The organism is Glycomyces halotolerans, from assembly GCF_054779575.1.
Genome location: NZ_BAAGXZ010000006.1, coordinates 13,479 through 32,428, shown reverse-complemented (window position 1 = coordinate 32,428; position 18,950 = coordinate 13,479). Strand labels below are relative to the sequence as shown.

The following is an 18,950-nucleotide window of genomic DNA, read 5'->3' as shown; positions in this document are numbered from 1 at the left end:
TTTCAGTCCCGGTAGAGCGGGTTGGCTCCCGGCGGCCGCTCCTCGTCCGACACCGGACCGGGGGCGGTGCCGCTGCCGAACGGTGTCCCTCCCAGTCGCTCGCGGCCGTGGTCGGTGAGCCAGTTGTCGAGGCCGGGTCCCACCGGCACGATCCGGGTCGGGTTGATGTCCTCGTGCACCACGTAGTAGTGGCGCTTGATCTGGTCGAAGTCCGCGGTGTCGCCGAAGCCGGGCGTCTGGAACAGGTCGCGCGCGTATCCCCACAGGTTCGGCATCTCGGTGAGCTTGTTGCGGTTGCACTTGAAGTGCCCGTGGTAGACCGCGTCGAACCGCAGCAGCGTGGTGAACAGCCGGACGTCGGCCTCGGTGATGGTCTCGCCCATCAGGTACCGGCGGTCGGCCAGGCGCTCCTCCAGCCAGTCGAGCGCGTCGAAGAGTCGCTGGTAGGCGCGGTCGTAGGCTCGCTGCGATCCGGCGAAGCCCGCCCGGTACACGCCGTTGTTGACTTCGAAGAAGATCCGTTCGATCACCGGGAGCATGTCGTCGATCTGGTCGGCGGGGAGCAGGTCGGGCGCCCCGTCGCGGTGGTAGGCGGCCCATTGGGTCGAGAAGTCGAAGGTCAGCTGCGGGTAGTTGTTGGTGACGACCCCTCCGGAGGGGATGTCGACCAGGGCGGGCACGGTGATGCCGCGCGGGTAGTCGGGGAAGCGCTTGAAGTAGTTCTCCTGCAGCCGTTCGGTGCCGAGCACGGGGTCGCGGCCGTCGTCGGTCAGGTCGAAGGTCCAGGAGCGCACGTCGTGGACCGGGCCCGGGGTGGCCAGCGAGATCACGTGCTCGAGGCCGAGCAGGCGGCGGATGATGATCGAGCGGTGCGCCCACGGGCACGCCCGGGCGGCGACGAGCCGGTAGCGGTCGGGCTCGACCGGCCAGGCTTCTGCGCCTTCGGTGAGTCCGGTCATCCGCGGGTCGCCGATCTTGGAGGACGCCTCGGTCGGGGCGGCCTGGGCGGCCTGCACATCGGACACGACGCGGTCCTCGATGTAGTTGGTGTCCCTGGTGAACTCCTCACCGGTGACGTAAGCGCCCTTGGTGGAGTACTCGGTGCCGTCCGATTCGCCGTTCTGCTGTGCCATGGCCACAGCCTACGCATTCTCGCCCCGGCGGCGCTGGCAAGCGGGCGCGACGCCATGCGATCGTTGGAGCCGCGAACGCCGAACGACGAACGGGATGATCACATGAACGAGGAACTCGAGCTGCTCGGCGAGGCAGACCGGCGCGCCCGGGAGTTCACCGCCGGCATCGGCACTCGACCGGTCTTTCCCGACGCCGATGCCCTCGAGGCGCTCTCGCGCTTCGACGAGTCGCTGCCCGAGCGGGGCCGGGACGCGGCCGACACGCTGGAGCTGCTCGACGCGGTCGGTTCGGCCGCGACCACGGCCTCGAACGACCCGCGCTACTTCGGTTTCGTCATCGGCTCGACTCTGCCGGTCGCGGCCGCCGCCGACCGGCTCGCGCTCGCGTGGGACCAGTGCGCCTCCTCCTACGACAACTCCCCCGCGGCCGCGACGCTGGAGCGGATCGCGGGGCGCTGGCTGACCGAGATCCTCGACCTGCCGCGCGACAGCGCCGTCGGCTTCACCACCAGCGCCACCGCGGGCACGCTCACCGCGATCGCGACGGCCCGCCGCACGATGCTGGCCCGGCTGGGCTGGGACGTCGACCGCCGGGGCCTGGCCGGGGCTCCCGAGATCCGGGTGGTCGTGTCCGATCTGGCGCACATCACCGTCCGGAAGGCCCTGCGCGTTCTCGGGTTCGGGCTCGACAACCTCGTCGTCGCCCCCACCGACGGGCACGGCCGCGTCGATCCCGACCGGCTCCCGGATCTCGACGGGCGGACCGTTCTCATCCTCCAGGCCGGCGAGGTCAACACCGGTGAGTTCGACCCGTTCGCCGACTTGATCCCTCTCGCCCGCCGGGCCGGCGCGTGGGTGCACGTCGACGGGGCGTTCGGGCTGTGGGCGCGCGCCTCGCGGCACCGGGGCCTGACCGACGGCGTCGAGGGAGCCGACAGCTGGACCACCGACGCGCACAAGTGGCTCAACACCCCGTACGACGGCGCGATGGTGATCTGCCGCGACGCCGAAGCGCTGGCGCGGGCCATGAACGCCGACGCGGACTACGCCTCCGCCTCGGCCGACGCCCAGAAGAACCTGACGCTCGAGTTCTCGCGCCGCGCCCGCGGCGTCCCGGTGTGGGCGGCCCTGCGCACGCTCGGCCGCGACGGTGTCGCCGACCTCGTCGAGCGCACCGTCGAGCTGGCCGGGATCGCCGGTGCGCGGCTGCGCGAGACCGGGTTCACGGTGCTCAACCGGGTGGTTTTGAACCAGGTGCTCGTGCGCGCCGACACTCCTGAAGAGACTGTCAGGATCCGCGAGGCCGCTCAGCGCTCGGGCCGGACGTGGTTCGGGCCGGCCGTCTGGGACGGCGAGCCCGCGTTCAGGATCTCGGTGTCGTCGTGGCGGACCCGCGCCGAGCACATCGACGATCTGGTCGATCTGCTGGTCGAGCTGCGAGGCCGGTGAGCGCCGCGGTGCCGGTCGACGGTGTCACCGAGCTGTCCCACCGGCTGCTGCTCCGGCCGATCTGGGTTTCGCCGATCAGGCGCATCTGACGCGCGCGTTCCGGGCCACGCTCGGCACCACGCCGGCCCGGGTGCGGGGATCGTTCCACGGGCGAGGCCGATCCCCGGTGCGCCGCTCGTCCGCGTTAGTGAGCGGCCGCCGGAGCTCGAGCGTGCACTCGAGCGCCGGCGGGTCGAGGGCGGGTCAGGACTGGCGGCGTGCTTCGCCTCTGACCTGCTCGGAAGCGCGACGCGATTCGTCCTTGACGTGCTCGCCCGACGACTTCGCCTCGCCCTTGACGTGCTCGGCCGATTCCTTCGCCCGGTCCTGCAGGTGCTGCGCCGACTGCTTGGCGCTGTCGCCGACGTTCTCGCCGACCGCCTTGGCTTCGGCTTTCGCCCGGTCGGCTACGGGCCCGGCCCGGTCGGCCAGCGCCTGCGCCGCTTCGCGGGAGGTCTTGTCCCCCGGCAGCAGCGAGGCCACGAGCGCTCCGGCGCCGAAGGCGATGAGGCCGGCGGCCAGCGGGTTCCCCTTGACCTGGTCTCCCACCTGCTGCGAGTCGACGTCGGTGCTGCCCATGACCTTCTCTCGGGCGTTGCGGACGCGTCCGCGCATCCGCTCCTTGCCTCGCCTGGCGATCCGGCGCGGGCTCGTCCGGTCGGTGAACTCGTCGATCGTCTCGCCGAGGTCTTCCCGGGTGCGCTCGATGTCGTGCCTTATCTCGTCTGCTCGCGTGCCCATTCGGCATCCTCCTTCAGGGTCTCCATGGTCTGCCTGGGCTTGGGTGACACTTCTCGGAACTGCTTGCGGCCGGCGATGAACAGCACGGTCGCGATGATCGCGTAGACGACCGCGACGATCAGGAACGCCCAGCCGGCGCTCATGACCTCGGCCAGGCCCCATGCCGTGGCGAACGAGGCCAGCAGCAGCGCGAGGTAGCCGATGACGCTCGCGGCGCCGAGTTTCGCGCCGGCCTTCGAGGTCTTCTTCGCCTCCTCGCGCAGCTCGACCTTGGCCAGCTCGAGTTCCTTGCGCAGGAGCTCGCTGACGTCGCGGGCGGCCTCGCTCATGAGCTGGCCGATCGACTGGTCGTCGCGCGAGTGCGGACGTGCGGTCATGGTGTCGGTGTCGGCGGTCCGCTGTTGCTGGTCGGTCATAGGCCCGTGCCCCCCAGGTCGGTCGGCGTGTCGCCGCCGGGCGGGTAGGTCTCGGCGCCGGCCCGGGATTCTTGTCCGGTCGCGCTCGAGTCCTGGCGTTCCTTGCGTGCCTCGGTTCCGCCGCGGAGCATCCTGCCGATCGAGAAGCCCGCGACGGCGGCGACGCAGAGGAACGCTGCGGGCCGTTTGCGGGCGAAACTCTTGGTGTCCTCGAGGATTCCTTCGAATCCGCGCTCGTTCACTCGGCCGGCGGCATGGCGGATCTCCTCGGCCGCGGACTGCGCGTATTCGGCGAGGGGACCGGCGTCCTGCGGTCGTCCCTCGGCGAGGGCGCCGACCTGTTCGCCGAGCCGACGCAGGGAGTCGCCGGCCTTGTCGGCCTGCGCGGACACTTCGTCGCGCAGTTGCGTCCGGGCGTCGTCGGCGACGTGTCGGACCTCCGTCTTGGCCTGTTGGGCCAAGTGCTGTCCTTCTTCGCGGGCGGAGTGGGCGACGTCCTTGGCTTCTCCCGCCGCCTTGTTCGCCACTTCCGATCCTTCGCGCCGTGCGGTGCCGGCGGTCGCCTGTGCGGCGCCGGCGCCTCCGGGTCCGTCTGCGGGCCTCATACTCGCCTTCCCTTCCCGTCACCAGGACGAGTCGTCGATGAGTGGCGCGGGTGCGCCCCGCTCTTATGTACCCGGTCGGAGGCGAGCCATTCATATTCTTCGCCGTCAGCTGCGGCCGCACGGTCTCGATCAGGGGTTCCACCCGGCCGAGAACACCGCCAGCGACCCGATCGCGAGCAGCAGATAGCCGGCGGGGAAGGCGAGGTTGTAGAGCACACGGGAGCGAACGTGGGCGGCGACGGCACCGATGTAGAAAGCACCAGGCCGACCGCCGCCGCGAACCCGAGGGCGGTGAGGCCGAGCATTCCGGCCAGGAGCCCGGCCGCGCCGAACACTTTGAGTGCGGCGAGCGCGGGCAGTGCGGATTAGGGAACGCCGACTTGCGCTGAGTTGGCGATCACGAACTCGGCGCGCGCCAGGTCGCCGCCCGCGTCCGCGGCGGCAGGATCGGGCGCCTGTGGGTCATGCGCAACCCCGACAAGATCACCACCTGGCGCTAAGCGTCGGAGGACGACCGGCCGGTCAAGGGCGATGCTCCGCTCGAGGCGTTCCCGCTTCGGTTCGCAGGCCGCTGAGGAGGCGTTCCAGTGCCTCCTCGGCTTGGGTGAGCGCTTGTGGGTGTTCTGACCTGGCGATCCACAGCGCGGACTCGTTCATCGCGCCTGACAGCAACCTCGCCAGCGGCTCCACCGGCTGGTTGTCGATGACGCGCGCCGCCACCAGCGACTCCAGTGCCTCGGCGAGGTGGCGGGCCGAGGAGTCCTCGTCCATCGCGCGCCACTCGTCCCATCCGAGCACGGCAGGGGCGTCTATCAGCAGGATCCGCCGGACGGTCGGGTCGGAGCCCGCGGCGAGGAAGGCCCGGCAGCCGGCCCGCAGCTGGTCCCATGGGTCGTCGCAGGTGTCGGCGGCGGCCGCGACGCGCTCGCCGAGCTCGTGCTGGACGTCGGCGACCACGGCGCGGAAGAGTCCGGACTTGCTCTTGAAGTGGTGGTAGGCCGCTCCCTTGGTGACGCCGACCGCGCTCGCCACTTCGGCGAGCGCCACGGCGTGGTACCCGTCTTCGGTGAAGCGTCGGCGGCCCTGTTCCACCAGGGCTCGTCGTGTGGCCTCTCGCTGCTCGGCCCGTGTGGCGGCCATCCCGGCTCCGTTCCTCATTCACATACGCGAGGTATGTTAACATCGGTTTCACATACCCACGGTATGTTAAATTCGACCACGGACGGAGCCCCCGACATGGAAACCGCCTTGCAGAGCTTCTACCCGGTGATCGCCACCGGCGACCTCGCCGCCTCGCATCGCTTCTACACCCGGCACTTCGGGTTCGAGACCACCTTCGAAGCCGACTGGTACGTGAGCCTGCGCCGGCCCGACGCCCCGCAGTACGAACTCGCGCTGCTCGACCACGCGCATCCGACCGTCCCCGACGGGCACCGCACCGCCATGCGGGGCGGCCTGCTGCTCAACTTCGAAGTCGACGACGTCGACGCCGAGCACCGACGACTCGTCGATCAAGCCGGGATTCCCGAGCTGCTCTCACTGCGCACCGAGGATTTCGGGCAGCGCCACTTCATTCTCGGCGCTCCCGACGACGTCATGATCGACGTCATCACCGTCGTCCCTCCCACCGGCGAGTTCGCCGAGCAGTACGCCCCCGGCGCGGCACCGACCGTCTAGCCCGCGGAGTGTCGTCACCGCTCGCGTCGCGGACCGGACGAGCCGCCGGTCGCCAGGCGCATCAGGTCGCTGCTCAAGTCGATGTCGAGCTCGGTGCCTCCGGCGCTGCCGTACTGGTGCTGGTAGTGCTTCCAGGACTCGCTTCGGATCTTGTCGGCGAACCCGCTCTCCATCAGCAGCAGCAGCTCGATCGCGGCGCGTTCGATGCGCTGGCCCAGGTCGTTGTCACTCCAGTCCTCACTGGAGGCGAAGACCGAGGTCGGGGCGGTCATCGTGCGCAGGTAGGCGAAGAGCGACCGCATCTGCTCGTCGACCACCAGCGCGTGGCGCGCGGTGCCCGCGGTCGCGGCCAGCACCACCGGCTTGGCGATCAACAGGTCGTTGTCGAGCACGTGGAAGAACGAGCTGAACAGTCCGCTCGGCGCGGCCTTGTAGACCGGCGCGCTGGCGACGACGCCGTCGGCACGGCCGAGCAGCTCGATCGCGCGCGTCATCTTCGGCCCCATGAGCTGGGATACCAGCGCGGTCGAGATCTCGGAGGCCAGCTCGCGCAGGTCGATCGCGCTGACGGTGACCTTCTCGTCGCGGTCGGCGGCCAGGCCCCCGACGCGGTCGGCGATGCGGTCGGCCAGCATCCGGGTGGAGGACGGGTCGCTGGTGCCGCCGCTGACCACCACGAGCTGGAACGGCTCGGTGCGCTCGGTGTCGGCGGGCTGGTTCGGGATGTCGTTCATACCGTGGCCTCCTCGTTCCTGTCGATGGCGACCGGTCCGGTCGCGGGCCGGTCCTGGCCGGCCAGTTTGCGGCAGAGGGTCTCGAGCTGCCGCATCTCCTCGTCGGTGAGTTCGGCGGTCACCGCGCGGGCGACGCCGACGGCGTGCCGGCCGCCGACCCGCCGCTGCCGTTCGCGTCCGGCCTCGGTCAGCGAGAGCCGGACGCCGCGGCCGTCGGCCGGGTCGGCGGTGCGTTCGATGAGCCCGCGCTCGGCCAGCCGGTCGACCATGCGGGACATCGCCGGCTGACTGAGCAGGACGTTGCGGTTGAGCTCGCCGAGCCGGACCGGTCCGTCGCATTTCGACAGCGTGTAGAGCACGTCGTACTCGCGCATCGTCACGTCGTTCCAGATCTTCTCGGCGGCCAGTCGCTTCATCAGGACCGCGTGCGCGGTGAGCAGGGACTCCCACGCGTCGTTGGCCAGTCTGCTGCTGCTTCGGGTCATGTGCTCTCCCATCAGCCGAGGCTCGGGTACTCGGCCTCGACGTCGCTGTCCTGGTAGGGCGAGGCGCCGGTGACGTTGTCGCCGCGGTTGGCGTTCGGGCGCGGCTGGCGGGCCGGCTCGTCGCCGTACTTCGCCTTGACGCGGTCCCGGTGCGTCGGCGCGGGGGCCGATTCGGGGTCGCGCCGGGACTCCAGTTCCTTGCGCAGTACCGGGATGACCTCCTCGCCGAGCAGGTCGAGCTGGTTCAGGACGGTCTTCAGCGGCAGGCCGGCGTGGTCCATCAGGAACAGCTGGCGCTGGTAGTCGCCGAACGCGTCGTGGAATGTCAGGGTCTTCTCGATCACTTCCTGGGGGCTGCCGACCGACAGCGGCGTCATGGTGCTGAAGTCCTCCAGCGACGGGCCGTGGCCGTAGACCGGGGCCTCGTCGAAGTAGGGCCGGAATTCCCGGTAGGCGTCCTGCGAACGCTTGGCGATGTAGGCCTGGCCGCCGAGCCCGACGATGGCCTGCTTCTTGGTGCCGTGGCCGTAGTGCTCGAACCGCCGGCGGTAGAAGTCGATCAGCCGCAGCGAGTGCGCGGTGGGCCAGAAGATGTGGTTGGCGAAGAAGCCGTTGCCGTAGAAGGCGGCCTGCTCGGCGATCTCCGGGGTCCGGATCGAGCCGTGCCACACGAACGGCGGCACGTCGTCGAGCGGCCGGGGCACCGAGGTGAAGCCCTGCAGGGGCGTGCGGAACTGGCCTTCCCAGTCCACGACGTCCTCGCGCCACAGCCGGTGCAGGAGGTTGTAGTTCTCCAGCGCCAGCGGCAGGCCCTTGCGGATGTCCTGGCCGAACCACGGGTAGACCGGCGCGGTGTTGCCGCGGCCGAGCATGAGGTCCATCCGGCCCTTCGACAGGTGCTGGAGCATCGCGTACTCCTCGGCGATGCGCACCGGGTCGTTGGTGGTGATCAGCGTGGTCGCGGTGGTGAGGATGAGCCGCTCGGTGATCGCGGCGATGTGGGCCAGCAGCGTGGTCGGCGAGGAGGAGAAGAACGGCGGGTTGTGGTGCTCGCCGATGGCGAAGACGTCCATCCCGACCTCGTCGGCCTTGCGCGCGATCTGGACGATCGCGTCGATCCGTTCCGCCTCGCTCGGCGTCTCGCCCGACACGGGGTCGCGCGTGATGTCGCTGACCGAGAAGATTCCGAATTGCATCGTTGCTCCTGTTCGCCCGCCGGAGCGGATCGAGGTTCATGCGTTTGCATTTACCTCAACCATCCGTCTCGCTCCGCTATTCCCCCGGCCGCAGGAACCCGAACGCCCCCGGCCCTGTGATCCGGGGCCGGGGGCGTCCGCCGTCACCGAGGACTACAGGCCGGAGCCTCCGGTGGCGTCGACCGTGGTGCCGGTGGTCCAGCGGCCGGCTTCGGAGGCGAGGAACAGCACCGGGCCGGCGATGTCCTCGGGGACGCCGACGCGGCCGAGGGCGGCCCAGGACGAGACCTCGGCCTCGACCTCGGGGTTGCCGCGCAGCCAGGAGGCGTTCATGTCGGTGCCGACCACGCCCGGGGCGACGCTGTTGACGGTGATGCCGCGGGGACCGAGGTGCTTGGCGAGCGCGAGGGTGAGCGTCTCGACCGCGCCCTTGGACATCGCGTAGGCGGTGTCCTGCGGGAAGGCGATCCTGGTCGCCCCTGAGCTGATGTTGACGATGCGGCCTCCGTCGGCGAGGAGCGGCAGGGCTCCTTGCGTGAGGAAGAACAGGGCCTTGGTGTTGATCGCGAAGACGCGGTCGTAGTCCTCCGGCGAGTACGCCTCGAAGTCGGTGGGCGCCACGACGCCCGCGTTGTTGACGAGGATGTCGAGCTCGTTGGCCTCGAAGCGCGCCAGTTCCGCCCGGAGGGCGGCGATGAGGCGGGCGGGGCCGTCGGGCTCGGCCAGGTCGGCCCGGAGGGCGAAGGCCCGGCCGCCGGCGGCGGTGATCTCGTCGACCGTCTTCTCGGCGGAGGCGGCGTCGTTGCCGTAGTGCACCGCGGTGAGTGCGCCGGCGGCGGCGAGTTCGAGGGCGATGGCGCGGCCGATGCCGCGGCCGCCTCCGGTCACGAGCGCGGTCTTTCCAGTGAGGTCGTACATCGAAGTCCCCATTTCTTGAATGATCGATCAATAAAATGACGTGGATGACGGTACCACGTTTTTGAGCGATCGCTATACAATGGTGGGGTGACACGGGGACGGCCAAGGACATTCGACCGCGATCAGGCGCTGGAGCAGGCACTCCAGGTCTTCTGGAGGCTCGGCTACGAGCCGGCCTCCATCGCGGAGCTGACGCGCGCCATGGGCATCAGGCCGGCGAGCCTCTACGCCGCCTTCGGCGACAAGCGGCGGCTGTTCCGCGAGGCGGTCGACCTGTACGTGGCCAAGCACGGCGCCTTCAGAGGAGCGGCGCTGGCCGAGGAGCCGACCGCGCGAGAGGCCATCGAGCGGATAATGCTGGAGTCGGCGAGGCAGCACACGGATCCGGCGAACCCGCCCGGGTGCCTGATCATCTCGGCGACCGTCGACTGCGGACCGGAGTCCGAAGACGTCGCCGCCGAACTGCGCCAGATGCGCCTGGCCGCCGAGGCGCAGATGGAGCGGCGCATCCGAGAGGGCATCGACGCCGGGGAGCTGCCGCCGGGCACCGACGCTCGGCGACTGGCGAAGTTCTTCGCGACCACGATCCACGGCATGTCGCGCCAGGCCCAGGACGGCGCCACGACCGAGGAGTTGACGGCCGTCGCCGAACTGGCCCTGGCGGCCTGGCCGGCGAAGGAGTGAGGCGGTCCGCCCACGTCGCGTTCGAACGAGCGCGAGATCACTCGCCGCTGGGCCGCATCGTGATCGAAACCTCGTAGACTCCCGCCTCGGTGCGGCCGGGGCTCAGCATCAGACCGACGGGCCCGAACACTTCGCTGGCCGATGCCGCGTGCTCCATGTCGACGAGCGTCGGCATCCGTTCGGCGAGCCAGTCGGATGCGGCCGCCGGGTCGAACCCTTCGGCCTCGAGGCTCGCGACGCAGATGTCGACCGATCGCAGGGCGGCCTTCAGCGACGAGGCCTTGCCGGCGAAGCAGTTGATCTCGGTGAGCATGCCGTCGTCGTTGGCCCACGCCGTGGCGCTCGTGCCGGATACGTGGTGGCCGAACCAGGCGGCGTCGCCGGCCGGTGTGGACCGCGGCACGAAGCCGTGCCGTTCCATCAGGCCGGCCCACTCGTCGACGGCGACGTCCGAGAGGGGGATCTCGGTATTGGTGCCGCCGAGGACCCAGGGGTCCACCTCCACGACTCCCTCCTCCCCTGATGCGGCGCCGCCCGGTGCCGATTCGGTCGGTGCGCCGCCGCAGCCGGCACCTGCGAAGACGAAGGCCACGACGGCGAGCATGATGGTCGGGCTCCGGCGGTTGCGTCGAGAGATATCGAGGGTGGGCACCACGGGAGCATATCCGCTCCGTCTCATGCGGAACGGACGGCGACCTCGAACCTGGTGCAGCGGAGCGGGAGGAACCATCCGGTTCGGAACCGGTCGCGGCCGACCAGCTCGAGGCGCTCGGGACTGGCCAGGTCGTCCCATGCGGCCCACCGGAAGTCGTAGACGAGCATCGTGCCGCCCGGGCGCGTCACCCGAGCGATCTCGGCCGCTCCGGCGGCCGGGTCGTCCCAGTGGTGCGAGCTCAGGCTCGAGACGACCAGGTCGAAGGTGTCGTCGCCGAACGGCAGCGACTCGACGTCGGCGGTGTGCAGCGCGGCCTGCTCGCCGAGGTTCCGCTTCGCGGCGTCGATCATGTCGGCCGAGATGTCGGCGCCGGTGAGGGCCAGGTCGGGGCGGATTCGGCCGAGCTCGGCCAGCAGCACCCCCGGTCCGGTCCCGACGTCGAGCACCGATGCCCCTTGGCCGGCCGACTTCGCGATGTCGGCGGCGACGCGCCGGTAGAAGCCGCGCATGAAGCGGCGCGCCATCGTGTCGTAGGTCCTGCTGGCGCGCCCCTCCATGGCGCCGCCGGCGTGGTGGTGGTGCCTTCGCCTTCGGTCGTTCACGGGTCTCCTCCAATAGTTGCAGATTACAACTCTTACGCCACTCTACGATATACAGTTGATCGCCACAACTCACTGTCCGGGGAGAGACCGTTGCATTCCGGTTCGCACGAACTGCACCACCTGCTCATGGACCTGGTGCGCACCGCCGGCCTGGCGCTGATGGAACGAGTGGCGCCCGACCACGCGGTGTCGCTCTCACAGGTCTTCGCCCTCCACGAGCTCGACCACGACGACGGCCTGTCCCAGCGCGAACTCGCCCAGCGGCTCGGCCTGGAGAAGAGCACCGTCAGCCGCCTGGTCAGCGACCTGGAGGCCGACGGCCTGCTCGTCCGCGACCGCGACCCGGACAACCGGCGCCTGTACCGGCTCCAGATCACCGACCCGGGGCGCCGCCTCCACCGCCAGATCGCCGCTTCGCTCCATGAGCGCTACCTCGAATGGGAAGCGGCGATGACCCCGGCCGAACGCGAAGGACTGGCGGCCGGCCTGCCGGCGCTGCTGCGCGCCATGCACTGCGACCGCGAGCGCGACTGACGATCGGCCCGCGCCGCAGCGCGGGCCGATGGAGTGCGATCAGGCCGCGCGGGCGACGGCGATGTTCGTCGACGCGCGCTGACCGGCCTCATAGAACATGTAGAGGCGGCCGTTCTCCTCGGCGAAGGACGGAGCGGCGGCGCGGCCGTTGTCCGGCGCGCCCGACATCGAGTCGTACAGGACCCCGAGGTGATTCTCGCGGTCGAAGCTCGTCCCCACGTCGGCGACGTGGACATTGCCCGCGCCGCTGTGGTACACGACGTGGCCGCCGCCGTTGCGCGACCAGTAGTGTGCCCCCGAGAGCTGGCCGCCCTCGCCGGAGCGCGGGCTGATCAGCGGGTCGGGTTTGAACCTCCAGCCCGAGGACAGCCGGTGCGACCAGCCGATGAAGATCTTGCGGGTCCCGGCCTGGTTGCCCATGAACAGCATGACGTGGATGCCCGACTGGACCGGGTGCGGGAAGACCCGCGCGTACGAGGCCTCGCTGACGTCCGAGGGCAGCATGTCGGTGTGGAGGACCGTCCCGCCGTACGCGAAGTTCCTCCCATCGCTCGAGGTCGCGACCCTGGTGGTCGTGTTCTCGCCGTGGAAGTACAGGTAGATCCGGCCGTCCGCGTCGTTCCAGAGCGCGTGCGGGCTGGAGACGTGGCTGACCGAGTAGTGCGGCGACCAGGTCCGCGGGATGATCGGGTTGGCCGAGTACTCCGTCCACGGGCCGTCGAGCGAGTCGGCGTAGGCCAGGCAGATGCCGCCGGGCGCGTCGTGCGGGGCGTAGTACATGTACCAGGCGCCCAGCGGGTTCTGGACGCGGCCGGCGACGTATCGGATCGAGGGGAAGATCAGCTCGTCGGTCGGGTTGTAGTCGAGTGAGCCCTTGTTCAGCGCCACGCCGAGGTGGTTGAACGTCGGGAAGCCGGGCACGGCCGCGCTCGCGGGCGCGGCGGCCCCGAAGGCCGCCGCCGAGCCGGCCGCCGCGGCGCCGAGCAGCAGCCGCCTCCGGTTCAGGGTGGGTCTGCGATCGGATTCCATGGTGTGAACTCCCATCCGGCCCGCGCGGCCGTCGCCGCGCCCCAATGCGCGGCGGCACGGAATCACCGCAGCGGGCCTGTGGGGATCGAGTCTCAGGGTGGCGATGATCGGCCGTCAAGATGATAATACGAATTATCATCTTGACGGCCCCGATACGGCGATGCAACATGACTACCTACAGCGTTGCTGATACGCATTATCAGCCGACGAGAAAGGCCCCGAAGTGACCGGAACCCGCCGCCGCGTGACGCAGCGCGACATAGCGCGCATCAGCGGCGTCAGCCAGGCCACGGTGTCCCTGGTGCTCAACAACCGCCTCGACGCCGGCGTGCGCATCGCCGAGGAGACCCGGGAGCGGGTCCTGCGGGCGATCCGCGAGACCGGCTACGTCGCCGACCCCGTCGCCCGACGCCTGGGCGACCACAACAACCGCATCATCGGCGTGTTCACTTACGAGCCGGTCTTCCCCTCCGGCACCCGCGACTTCTACCACCCGTTCCTGGTCGGCATCGAGGAGACGGCCGAACGCTACGGCTGCGACCTGCTGCTGCTGACCAGCGCACCGGTCGAGAACGGCCGCCGCCGCGTCTTCGCCGACGGCAGCCGCATCCGCCTGGCCGACGGCTGCGTCGTCCTCGGCCGCGACATCGACCGCGACGAGCTCACCCGCCTGGTCGCCGAGGACATCCCCTTCGTCTCGGTCGGCAGGCGCGACGACGCCGGCGGCCCGGTGCCCTACGTCGGCGCCGACTACCCCGCGGCCGTCAGGGAGATGGTGGCGCGCGCCGCCGCCCTCGGCCACCGGAAACTGGCCTACCTCGGCCGCGGCGAGGGACCGGAGTCGTTCGCCGACCGCCACCGGGGCTTTCGCGCCGGAGCGCACGACACCGGGGTGCGATCGCACCGGCTCCCGCGATTCGACGCGGCCGCACTCGACGACCTCGTCGCCGACGAGGTCACCGCCGTGTTCCTCGAAGAGCCCGCCGACGCCCCCGCCGTGAGCGCCTGGGCGCGAGGGCGCGGGCTCGACGTGCCGGGCGACCTGTCCATCGTGGCCCTGGGCGATCCGACCCGCCCGGTCTCCTTCGACCTGGACGTCACCGGATTCACCATCCCCCGCCGCGACATGGGCCGCCAAGTCGTCGAAGTGCTCGGCGCGCTCCTCGAAGGCGTCGAGACCGACCGCCAGCGCCTGCTGGCCTGCGAGATCCACCAGGGCGCGACCCTCGCCCCGCCTCCAATCGGAAGGAACCCCCGTTGAACGAACTGCGAACCGAGATCCTGGTCGTCGGCGGCGGCATGGGCGGCGTGGCCGCCGCCCTGGCCGCGCTGAGGGCCGGACGCCGCGTCGTCCTCACCGAGGAGTTCGACTGGCTCGGCGGCCAGCTCACCAGCCAGGCCGTGCCGCCCGACGAGCATTCGTGGGTCGAGCAGTTCGGCGTCACCGCCTCGTACCGGGCGCTGCGCGACGGCATCCGCGATTACTACCGGCGCCACTATCCGCTCACGGCGGCCGCGCGGGCGAAGCCGGACCTGAACCCGGGAGGCGGGCACGTCAGCCGGTTGTGCCATGAGCCTCGCGTGGCCGTGGCGGTCATCGACGCGATGCTGGCCCCGCACCTCGGCTCTGGCAGGCTGCGCCTGCTGCGGCCGTACCGCCCGGTGGCGGCCGATGTCGACGGGGACCGGGTCGAGGCGGTCACGCTGGCGCACCGGGAGACCGGTGAGCGAGTCGTCGTCAGCGCGCCGTACGTGCTGGACGCGACCGAGTCCGGAGAGCTGCTGCCGCTGACCGGCACGGAGTACGTGACCGGCTTCGAGTCGCGGCACGACACGGGCGAACCGAGCGCCCCCGACGAGGCGCAGCCGATGAACATGCAGGCGGTGTCGGTGTGCTTCGCGATCGACTGCGTCGACGGCGACCACGTCATCGACCGGCCCGCCGACTACGCCTTCTGGCGGGACCACCGTCCCGACTTCTGGGGCGGGAACCTGCTCGGCTGGCGCGCCCCGAACCCGCGCACGCTCGCGACGTCCGAACGGGCGTTCACCCCGAACCCGGACGACGATCCGCTGGCGGTCGTGGCCGACCAGCGGCGCAGCGGCGGCGACGCGAACCTGTGGACGTTCCGGCGCATCGCCGCGCGGCGCACGTTCGCGCCGGGTGCCTACGACAGCGACATCACGCTGGTGAACTGGCCGATGATCGACTACTTCATCGCACCGGTCATCGACGTGCCCGACGCCGAGGAGCACTTGCGCGCGGCCCGGGGCCTGTCCTACAGCGTCCTGTACTGGCTGCAGACCGAGGCGCCGCGTCCCGACGGCGGGACCGGTTGGCCGGGGCTGCGGCTGCGCGGCGACGTCACCGGCTCGCCCGACGGGCTGGCGCAGGCGCCCTATTACCGGGAGTCGCGGCGCATCAAGGCCGAGTACACCGTCGTCGAGCAGGACCTGTCGGCGTCGGTGCGCGGCGACAAGGGCGCGGTGTCCTATCACGACAGCGTCGGGATCGGCATGTACCGCATCGACCTGCACCCCTCGACCGGCGGCGACAACTACATCGACGTGCCGTCGAGCCCGTTCGAGATACCGCTGGGGGCGCTGCTGCCGCAGCGGATGGACAACCTGCTGCCGGCCTCGAAGAACCTCGGCACCACTCATATCACCAACGGCTGCTACCGGCTGCACCCGGTCGAATGGAACATCGGCGAGGCCGCCGGTGCGCTGGCGGCCTTCAGCCTCGAACGCGGCCTCGCCCCCAGGGCCGTGCGCGCCGAACCGGCGCTGCTCGCCGAATTCCAGGACCGGCTCGAAGCCGGCGGTGTCGAGCTGCGCTGGCCCGACATCGCCGCCTACTGAAAAGGAGAACCCCTTATGAAACTGTCACGCACGCTCATGGCGGCAGCGGCGGCCGCGCCGCTCGCGTTGGCCGCCTGCGGCGGCGACTCGGGCGACGAGGGCCCGGTCACGCTGCGCATGACCATCTGGTCGGCCAATGAAGACCACCTCGCGCTGTTCAACGAGATAGCCGACGCCTACACCGCCGACCACCCCGAGGTGGCGGCGATCGAGTTCGACCCGCTGCCGTTCGAGAATTACACCAGCACCCTCACCACCCAGATCGCCGGCGACAACGCCCCCGACCTGGCCTGGATCCTGGAGAGCTCGGCGCCCGACTTCGTCACCACCGGCGCGCTCATGCCGCTGAGCGACACGCTCGCCGAGACCGACGGCTACGAGTACGACGACCTCGTGCCCGCCGCCACCGAGCTGTGGCGGCACGACGACGAGCTCTACGCCTACCCGTTCTCGACCTCGCCGTTCGCGATGTTCGTCAACACCGACCTGCTCGCCGAAGCCGGGCAGCCGGCCCCGGCCGAGCTCATCGCCGACGGGCAGTGGACCTGGGACCGGGTCATCGAGGCCGGAGCGGCCGTCCGCGCGCAGACCGGCACCCACGGCGTGGTCATCCGCGACTTCGACTACACCGGCTGGGACAACCTCTCGACACTGTGGACCGGCTGGGGCGCGAGCGCCTGGAGCGCCGACGGCACCGAATGCGGCTTCGACGACCCCGAGATGGTCGACGCGATGACGTTCATGCACGACGCCGTGTTCGAGCGGGAGGCCATGCCCGGCCCCGGGACGTCGGCGGACTTCTTCGCCGGCGAGGCGGCCATGACCGTCACCCAGATCTCCCGCGCCGGCCTCCTCGCCGAAGCGCCCTTCGACTGGGACCTGGTGCCGCTGCCCGACGGCCCCGCCGGCGAGTACTCCGTGATCGGGCAGGCCGGTCTCGGCGTGCTCTCCGTCGCCCCGCACCCCGAGGAGGCCGCCGACTTCCTCGCCTACATGACCAGCCCGGAGAACTCGGCCGAGCTCGCCCGGTTCTTCCCGCCGCCGCGCCAGTCGCAGCTGACCGCCGAAGTCCTCGGCCAGGCCAACCCGCTGCTGACGCCCGAACAGCTCCAGGCGACCGTGATCGACCGGATCGACGCCGGCGTCACCAAGCCCAGCCACACCGGGCAGGCGCAGCTCGACCAGTCCGTCCGCGCCGCGCTCGACCCGCTGTGGACCGAGAACGCCGACGTGGCGGGGGTGCTCTCCGAGGTCTGCGCCGCCATCGACCCGATGCTGAGCCGGTGACGCCGGTGAGCGCCGACACCGACGCCCCGCCCGGCCGGGAGGTCTCCCGGCCGGGCGGCCCCGGGCCGCGCCGACGCGGTTTCTGGACCGCCAAGCGCCGCGACGGCCTGGCCGGATACCTGTTCGTCGCCCCGCAGCTGGCCGGCACCGCCCTGTTCGTGCTGGTGCCGCTGGCGCTGGTGTTCTGGTACAGCTTCCACGAGTGGAACGTCCTCATCGGCAGCTTCGAGTTCACCGGCGCCGAGAACTACGAGCGGCTCGCGCGGGACCCGGCGCTGCCGGGCGTGCTGGGCGCGACCGCGGCGTTCTCGGTCGGCCTGGTCGTGCTCAACCTGAGCCTGGCGCTGGCGCTGGCGATCCTGCTGAACCAGAAGCTGCGCGGCACGGTGTTCTTCCGGACCCTGTTCTTCTCGCCGGTGGCCGTCACGCTGGTGGCCTGGACGATCGTGTGGCGGTTCCTGCTCCAGGACGACGGCGGCGTCAACGGCCTGCTGTCGGTGGTCGGGGTCGAGGGCCCGAACTGGTTGCGCGGCGAGGTCACGGCGATGGCCGCGGTGATCGTCGTGCAGGTGCTCAAGAACGTCGGACTCAACATGGTCCTGTTCCTGGCGGCGCTGCAAGGCGTCCCGCACGAGCTCTACGAGGCGGCCAGGATCGACGGCGCCGGACGCTGGATGCGCTTCCGCCGCATCACGGTGCCGATGATCAGTCCCACGATCCTGCTGACCTCGATCATCACCGTCGTCGGCTCGCTCCAGGTGTTCGCGCAGATCGACGTGCTCACCAGCGGCGGACCGGGCATGTCGACGACCGTGCTCGTCTACTACCTGTACCAGAACGCCTTCCAGTTCCACGACTTCGGCTACGGGGCGACGCTCTCGGTGCTCCTGTTCGTCATCGTCCTGGTGCTGACCGTGGTCCAGTGGCAGCTGCGCAGAAAGTGGGTCGTCCATGAAGACTGAGCGATCGCGACGGCTCACCGTCGCGCTGTACGGGCTGCTGTGCCTGCTCGCCGTTCCGTTCGTGTTCCCCACCTGGTGGATGGTGACCTCCTCGCTCAAACCGGCCGGAGAGATATTCGCGTTCCCGCCGACGCTGCTGCCGTCCGATCCGAGCCTGGACGCCTACGCCCGCGTGTTCGAGTTCGCCCCGTTCGCGACCCAGTACTTCAACTCGATGTACATAGCGACGCTGGCCACGGTCGGAACGCTGGCGGTGTCCTCACTGGCCGGGTACGCGTTCGCGCGCATCCGCTTCCCCGGCCACAACCTGCTGTTCCTGCTCGTCCTGGTAGGACTGCTCATCCCCAGTGAAGTGACGATCGTGCCGCTGTTCCAGCTGTTCAACCGGTTCGGCATGATCGACACGCACTGGCCGCTGATCCTGGTGCCGATCTTCGGCGCCCCCAGCGTGCTCGCGACGCTCATCATGCGGCAGTTCTTCATCGCCCTGCCGAGTGAGATCGAGGAGGCCGGACGCATGGACGGTCTCGGACGCTTCGCGCTCTACTGGCGCATCGCCCTGCCGTTGTCGCGCCCGGCCCTCGGCGCGGTCGCGATCTTCTCGTTCCTCTACAGCTGGAACCTCTACCTCGAGCCGGTGGTGTTCCTCTCCACGCCGGAGAGGTTCACCCTGCCGCAGGCGCTGACCCAGTTCGTCGACGCCTACGGCGGTCCGATGTGGGACGTCCAGTTGTCGGCCGCGACCATGACCGCGCTGCCGGTGCTCGTCGTGTTCGTCCTCGCCCAGCGGCAGTTCGTGGAAGGGCTCGCCCACACGGGCCTCAAAGGCTGAGGTTCCCCCGGAGAAAGGAGGAGATTCGCGCATCCGGGCCCTTGGTCCCTTCCGCGAGGCCAGCATAGGGAGCAGGCTGGTATCAGCAGCACCGACAGAGGAGGAACTGA

Annotated in this window: 21 protein-coding genes and 1 pseudogene; 9 read left to right on the top strand and 13 right to left on the bottom strand. The window is 70.3% G+C overall.

Going from position 1 to position 18,950, the window contains the following annotated elements; genetic code table 11:
• Nucleotides 1-2: 2 nt before the first annotated feature.
• Complete coding sequence (locus ACYVL2_RS07295) at nt 3-1,133, bottom strand: glutathione S-transferase family protein (RefSeq protein ID WP_460541722.1); 1,131 nt, start codon at nt 1,131-1,133, stop codon at nt 3-5.
• 102 nt (nt 1,134-1,235) lie between these two features.
• Between ACYVL2_RS07295 and ACYVL2_RS07290 the strand changes: the two genes are divergently transcribed.
• A complete protein-coding gene (locus tag ACYVL2_RS07290; RefSeq protein ID WP_460541720.1) occupies nt 1,236-2,582 on the top strand; it encodes a pyridoxal phosphate-dependent decarboxylase family protein in 1,347 nt (448 codons plus the stop codon).
• A 243-nt stretch (nt 2,583-2,825) separates the two neighbouring features.
• Here ACYVL2_RS07290 and ACYVL2_RS07285 read toward each other — a convergent pair whose 3' ends face one another.
• The 5 genes and pseudogenes from ACYVL2_RS07285 to ACYVL2_RS07265 form a co-directional block, all read right to left on the bottom strand.
• Nucleotides 2,826-3,362, bottom strand: a complete 537-nt coding sequence (locus ACYVL2_RS07285) for a DUF3618 domain-containing protein (RefSeq protein ID WP_460541718.1) — start codon at nt 3,360-3,362, stop codon at nt 2,826-2,828.
• Entirely contained in the window at nt 3,338-3,778 is a 441-nt protein-coding gene (locus tag ACYVL2_RS07280) for a phage holin family protein (protein WP_460541716.1), read from the bottom strand. Before ACYVL2_RS07280 ends, ACYVL2_RS07285 begins: the two co-directional genes overlap by 25 nt.
• Nucleotides 3,775-4,383 carry a hypothetical protein gene (locus ACYVL2_RS07275; protein ID WP_460541714.1) on the bottom strand — a complete coding sequence of 203 codons (609 nt, stop codon included), beginning with the start codon at nt 4,381-4,383 and terminating at the stop codon, nt 3,775-3,777. The genes ACYVL2_RS07280 and ACYVL2_RS07275 overlap by 4 nt, the downstream gene beginning before the upstream one ends.
• A gap of 129 nt (nt 4,384-4,512) precedes the next feature.
• A pseudogene (locus ACYVL2_RS07270) lies at nt 4,513-4,802 on the bottom strand (DoxX family protein).
• 103 nt (nt 4,803-4,905) lie between these two features.
• On the bottom strand, nt 4,906-5,523 hold the full coding sequence (locus ACYVL2_RS07265) for a TetR/AcrR family transcriptional regulator (RefSeq protein ID WP_460541712.1): 618 nt from the start codon (nt 5,521-5,523) through the stop codon (nt 4,906-4,908).
• Between the two features lie 96 nt (nt 5,524-5,619).
• On the opposite strand from ACYVL2_RS07265, the gene ACYVL2_RS07260 reads away from it, so the two are divergent.
• A complete protein-coding gene (locus ACYVL2_RS07260; RefSeq protein WP_460541711.1) occupies nt 5,620-6,060 on the top strand; it encodes a VOC family protein in 441 nt (146 codons plus the stop codon).
• Nucleotides 6,061-6,074: 14 nt separating this feature from the next.
• Here ACYVL2_RS07260 and ACYVL2_RS07255 read toward each other — a convergent pair whose 3' ends face one another.
• The 4 genes from ACYVL2_RS07255 to ACYVL2_RS07240 all read right to left on the bottom strand — a co-directional run bounded on the left by ACYVL2_RS07255 (nt 6,075) and on the right by ACYVL2_RS07240 (nt 9,405).
• The gene (locus ACYVL2_RS07255; RefSeq protein ID WP_460541710.1) at nt 6,075-6,794 is read right to left on the bottom strand and encodes an NADPH-dependent FMN reductase family protein; all 720 of its coding nucleotides are present in this window, start codon (nt 6,792-6,794) and stop codon (nt 6,075-6,077) included.
• Nucleotides 6,791-7,279 carry a MarR family winged helix-turn-helix transcriptional regulator gene (locus ACYVL2_RS07250; RefSeq protein ID WP_460541708.1) on the bottom strand — a complete coding sequence of 163 codons (489 nt, stop codon included), beginning with the start codon at nt 7,277-7,279 and terminating at the stop codon, nt 6,791-6,793. The genes ACYVL2_RS07255 and ACYVL2_RS07250 overlap by 4 nt, the downstream gene beginning before the upstream one ends.
• 11 nt (nt 7,280-7,290) lie before the next feature.
• The gene (locus ACYVL2_RS07245) at nt 7,291-8,475 is read right to left on the bottom strand and encodes an LLM class flavin-dependent oxidoreductase (protein ID WP_460541706.1); all 1,185 of its coding nucleotides are present in this window, start codon (nt 8,473-8,475) and stop codon (nt 7,291-7,293) included.
• Between the two features lie 153 nt (nt 8,476-8,628).
• Nucleotides 8,629-9,405 carry an SDR family NAD(P)-dependent oxidoreductase gene (locus tag ACYVL2_RS07240; protein WP_460541704.1) on the bottom strand — a complete coding sequence of 259 codons (777 nt, stop codon included), beginning with the start codon at nt 9,403-9,405 and terminating at the stop codon, nt 8,629-8,631.
• A gap of 75 nt (nt 9,406-9,480) precedes the next feature.
• On the opposite strand from ACYVL2_RS07240, the gene ACYVL2_RS07235 reads away from it, so the two are divergent.
• Nucleotides 9,481-10,077 carry a TetR/AcrR family transcriptional regulator gene (locus tag ACYVL2_RS07235; protein WP_460541702.1) on the top strand — a complete coding sequence of 199 codons (597 nt, stop codon included), beginning with the start codon at nt 9,481-9,483 and terminating at the stop codon, nt 10,075-10,077.
• Nucleotides 10,078-10,114: 37 nt separating this feature from the next.
• Here the strand turns inward: ACYVL2_RS07235 and ACYVL2_RS07230 are convergent, their stop codons facing one another.
• Together ACYVL2_RS07230 and ACYVL2_RS07225 are read right to left on the bottom strand one after the other, a co-directional pair.
• Complete coding sequence (locus ACYVL2_RS07230; protein ID WP_460541701.1) at nt 10,115-10,729, bottom strand: hypothetical protein; 615 nt, start codon at nt 10,727-10,729, stop codon at nt 10,115-10,117.
• 23 nt (nt 10,730-10,752) lie between these two features.
• Nucleotides 10,753-11,334 (bottom strand): class I SAM-dependent methyltransferase, encoded by a 582-nt coding sequence (locus tag ACYVL2_RS07225; protein WP_460541699.1) that lies wholly within the window; start codon nt 11,332-11,334, stop codon nt 10,753-10,755.
• A gap of 90 nt (nt 11,335-11,424) precedes the next feature.
• Here ACYVL2_RS07225 and ACYVL2_RS07220 point away from each other — a divergent pair, with 90 nt between their 5' ends.
• Nucleotides 11,425-11,868, top strand: a complete 444-nt coding sequence (locus ACYVL2_RS07220; RefSeq protein ID WP_460541697.1) for a MarR family winged helix-turn-helix transcriptional regulator — start codon at nt 11,425-11,427, stop codon at nt 11,866-11,868.
• A gap of 39 nt (nt 11,869-11,907) precedes the next feature.
• Here ACYVL2_RS07220 and ACYVL2_RS07215 read toward each other — a convergent pair whose 3' ends face one another.
• Complete coding sequence (locus tag ACYVL2_RS07215; RefSeq protein ID WP_460541695.1) at nt 11,908-12,897, bottom strand: glycoside hydrolase family protein; 990 nt, start codon at nt 12,895-12,897, stop codon at nt 11,908-11,910.
• A gap of 223 nt (nt 12,898-13,120) precedes the next feature.
• On the opposite strand from ACYVL2_RS07215, the gene ACYVL2_RS07210 reads away from it, so the two are divergent.
• Genes ACYVL2_RS07210 through ACYVL2_RS07190 form a run of 5 tightly spaced genes read left to right on the top strand, consistent with a single transcriptional unit; the run spans nt 13,121 to nt 18,840 of the window.
• Nucleotides 13,121-14,158, top strand: coding sequence for a LacI family DNA-binding transcriptional regulator (locus ACYVL2_RS07210; RefSeq protein WP_460541693.1), 1,038 nt, complete (start codon nt 13,121-13,123; stop codon nt 14,156-14,158).
• A 5-nt stretch (nt 14,159-14,163) separates the two neighbouring features.
• Nucleotides 14,164-15,759: an FAD-dependent oxidoreductase gene (locus ACYVL2_RS07205; RefSeq protein WP_460541996.1), complete on the top strand. Its 1,596-nt coding sequence runs from the start codon at nt 14,164-14,166 to the stop codon at nt 15,757-15,759.
• Nucleotides 15,760-15,774: 15 nt separating this feature from the next.
• Nucleotides 15,775-17,046, top strand: coding sequence for an ABC transporter substrate-binding protein (locus ACYVL2_RS07200; protein WP_460541691.1), 1,272 nt, complete (start codon nt 15,775-15,777; stop codon nt 17,044-17,046).
• A 5-nt stretch (nt 17,047-17,051) separates the two neighbouring features.
• Nucleotides 17,052-18,008 (top strand): carbohydrate ABC transporter permease, encoded by a 957-nt coding sequence (locus tag ACYVL2_RS07195; RefSeq protein WP_460541994.1) that lies wholly within the window; start codon nt 17,052-17,054, stop codon nt 18,006-18,008.
• Nucleotides 17,998-18,840: a carbohydrate ABC transporter permease gene (locus ACYVL2_RS07190; protein WP_460541689.1), complete on the top strand. Its 843-nt coding sequence runs from the start codon at nt 17,998-18,000 to the stop codon at nt 18,838-18,840. Before ACYVL2_RS07195 ends, ACYVL2_RS07190 begins: the two co-directional genes overlap by 11 nt.
• Nucleotides 18,841-18,950: the final 110 nt, after the last annotated feature.

What these genes read in the sequence shown, in the direction of transcription:
- ACYVL2_RS07285 (WP_460541718.1), bottom strand. Translation starts at nt 3,362, where the DNA reads ATGGGCACGCGAGCAGACGAGATAAGGCACGACATCGAGCGCACCCGG.
- ACYVL2_RS07240 (WP_460541704.1), bottom strand. Translation starts at nt 9,405, where the DNA reads ATGGGGACTTCGATGTACGACCTCACTGGAAAGACCGCGCTCGTGACC.
- ACYVL2_RS07200 (WP_460541691.1), top strand. Translation starts at nt 15,775, where the DNA reads ATGAAACTGTCACGCACGCTCATGGCGGCAGCGGCGGCCGCGCCGCTC.
- ACYVL2_RS07260 (WP_460541711.1), top strand. Translation starts at nt 5,620, where the DNA reads ATGGAAACCGCCTTGCAGAGCTTCTACCCGGTGATCGCCACCGGCGAC.
- ACYVL2_RS07255 (WP_460541710.1), bottom strand. Translation starts at nt 6,794, where the DNA reads ATGAACGACATCCCGAACCAGCCCGCCGACACCGAGCGCACCGAGCCG.
- ACYVL2_RS07275 (WP_460541714.1), bottom strand. Translation starts at nt 4,383, where the DNA reads ATGAGGCCCGCAGACGGACCCGGAGGCGCCGGCGCCGCACAGGCGACC.
- ACYVL2_RS07295 (WP_460541722.1), bottom strand. Translation starts at nt 1,133, where the DNA reads ATGGCACAGCAGAACGGCGAATCGGACGGCACCGAGTACTCCACCAAG.
- ACYVL2_RS07215 (WP_460541695.1), bottom strand. Translation starts at nt 12,897, where the DNA reads ATGGAATCCGATCGCAGACCCACCCTGAACCGGAGGCGGCTGCTGCTC.
- ACYVL2_RS07265 (WP_460541712.1), bottom strand. Translation starts at nt 5,523, where the DNA reads ATGGCCGCCACACGGGCCGAGCAGCGAGAGGCCACACGACGAGCCCTG.
- ACYVL2_RS07245 (WP_460541706.1), bottom strand. Translation starts at nt 8,475, where the DNA reads ATGCAATTCGGAATCTTCTCGGTCAGCGACATCACGCGCGACCCCGTG.
- ACYVL2_RS07280 (WP_460541716.1), bottom strand. Translation starts at nt 3,778, where the DNA reads ATGACCGACCAGCAACAGCGGACCGCCGACACCGACACCATGACCGCA.
- ACYVL2_RS07290 (WP_460541720.1), top strand. Translation starts at nt 1,236, where the DNA reads ATGAACGAGGAACTCGAGCTGCTCGGCGAGGCAGACCGGCGCGCCCGG.
- ACYVL2_RS07250 (WP_460541708.1), bottom strand. Translation starts at nt 7,279, where the DNA reads ATGACCCGAAGCAGCAGCAGACTGGCCAACGACGCGTGGGAGTCCCTG.
- ACYVL2_RS07190 (WP_460541689.1), top strand. Translation starts at nt 17,998, where the DNA reads ATGAAGACTGAGCGATCGCGACGGCTCACCGTCGCGCTGTACGGGCTG.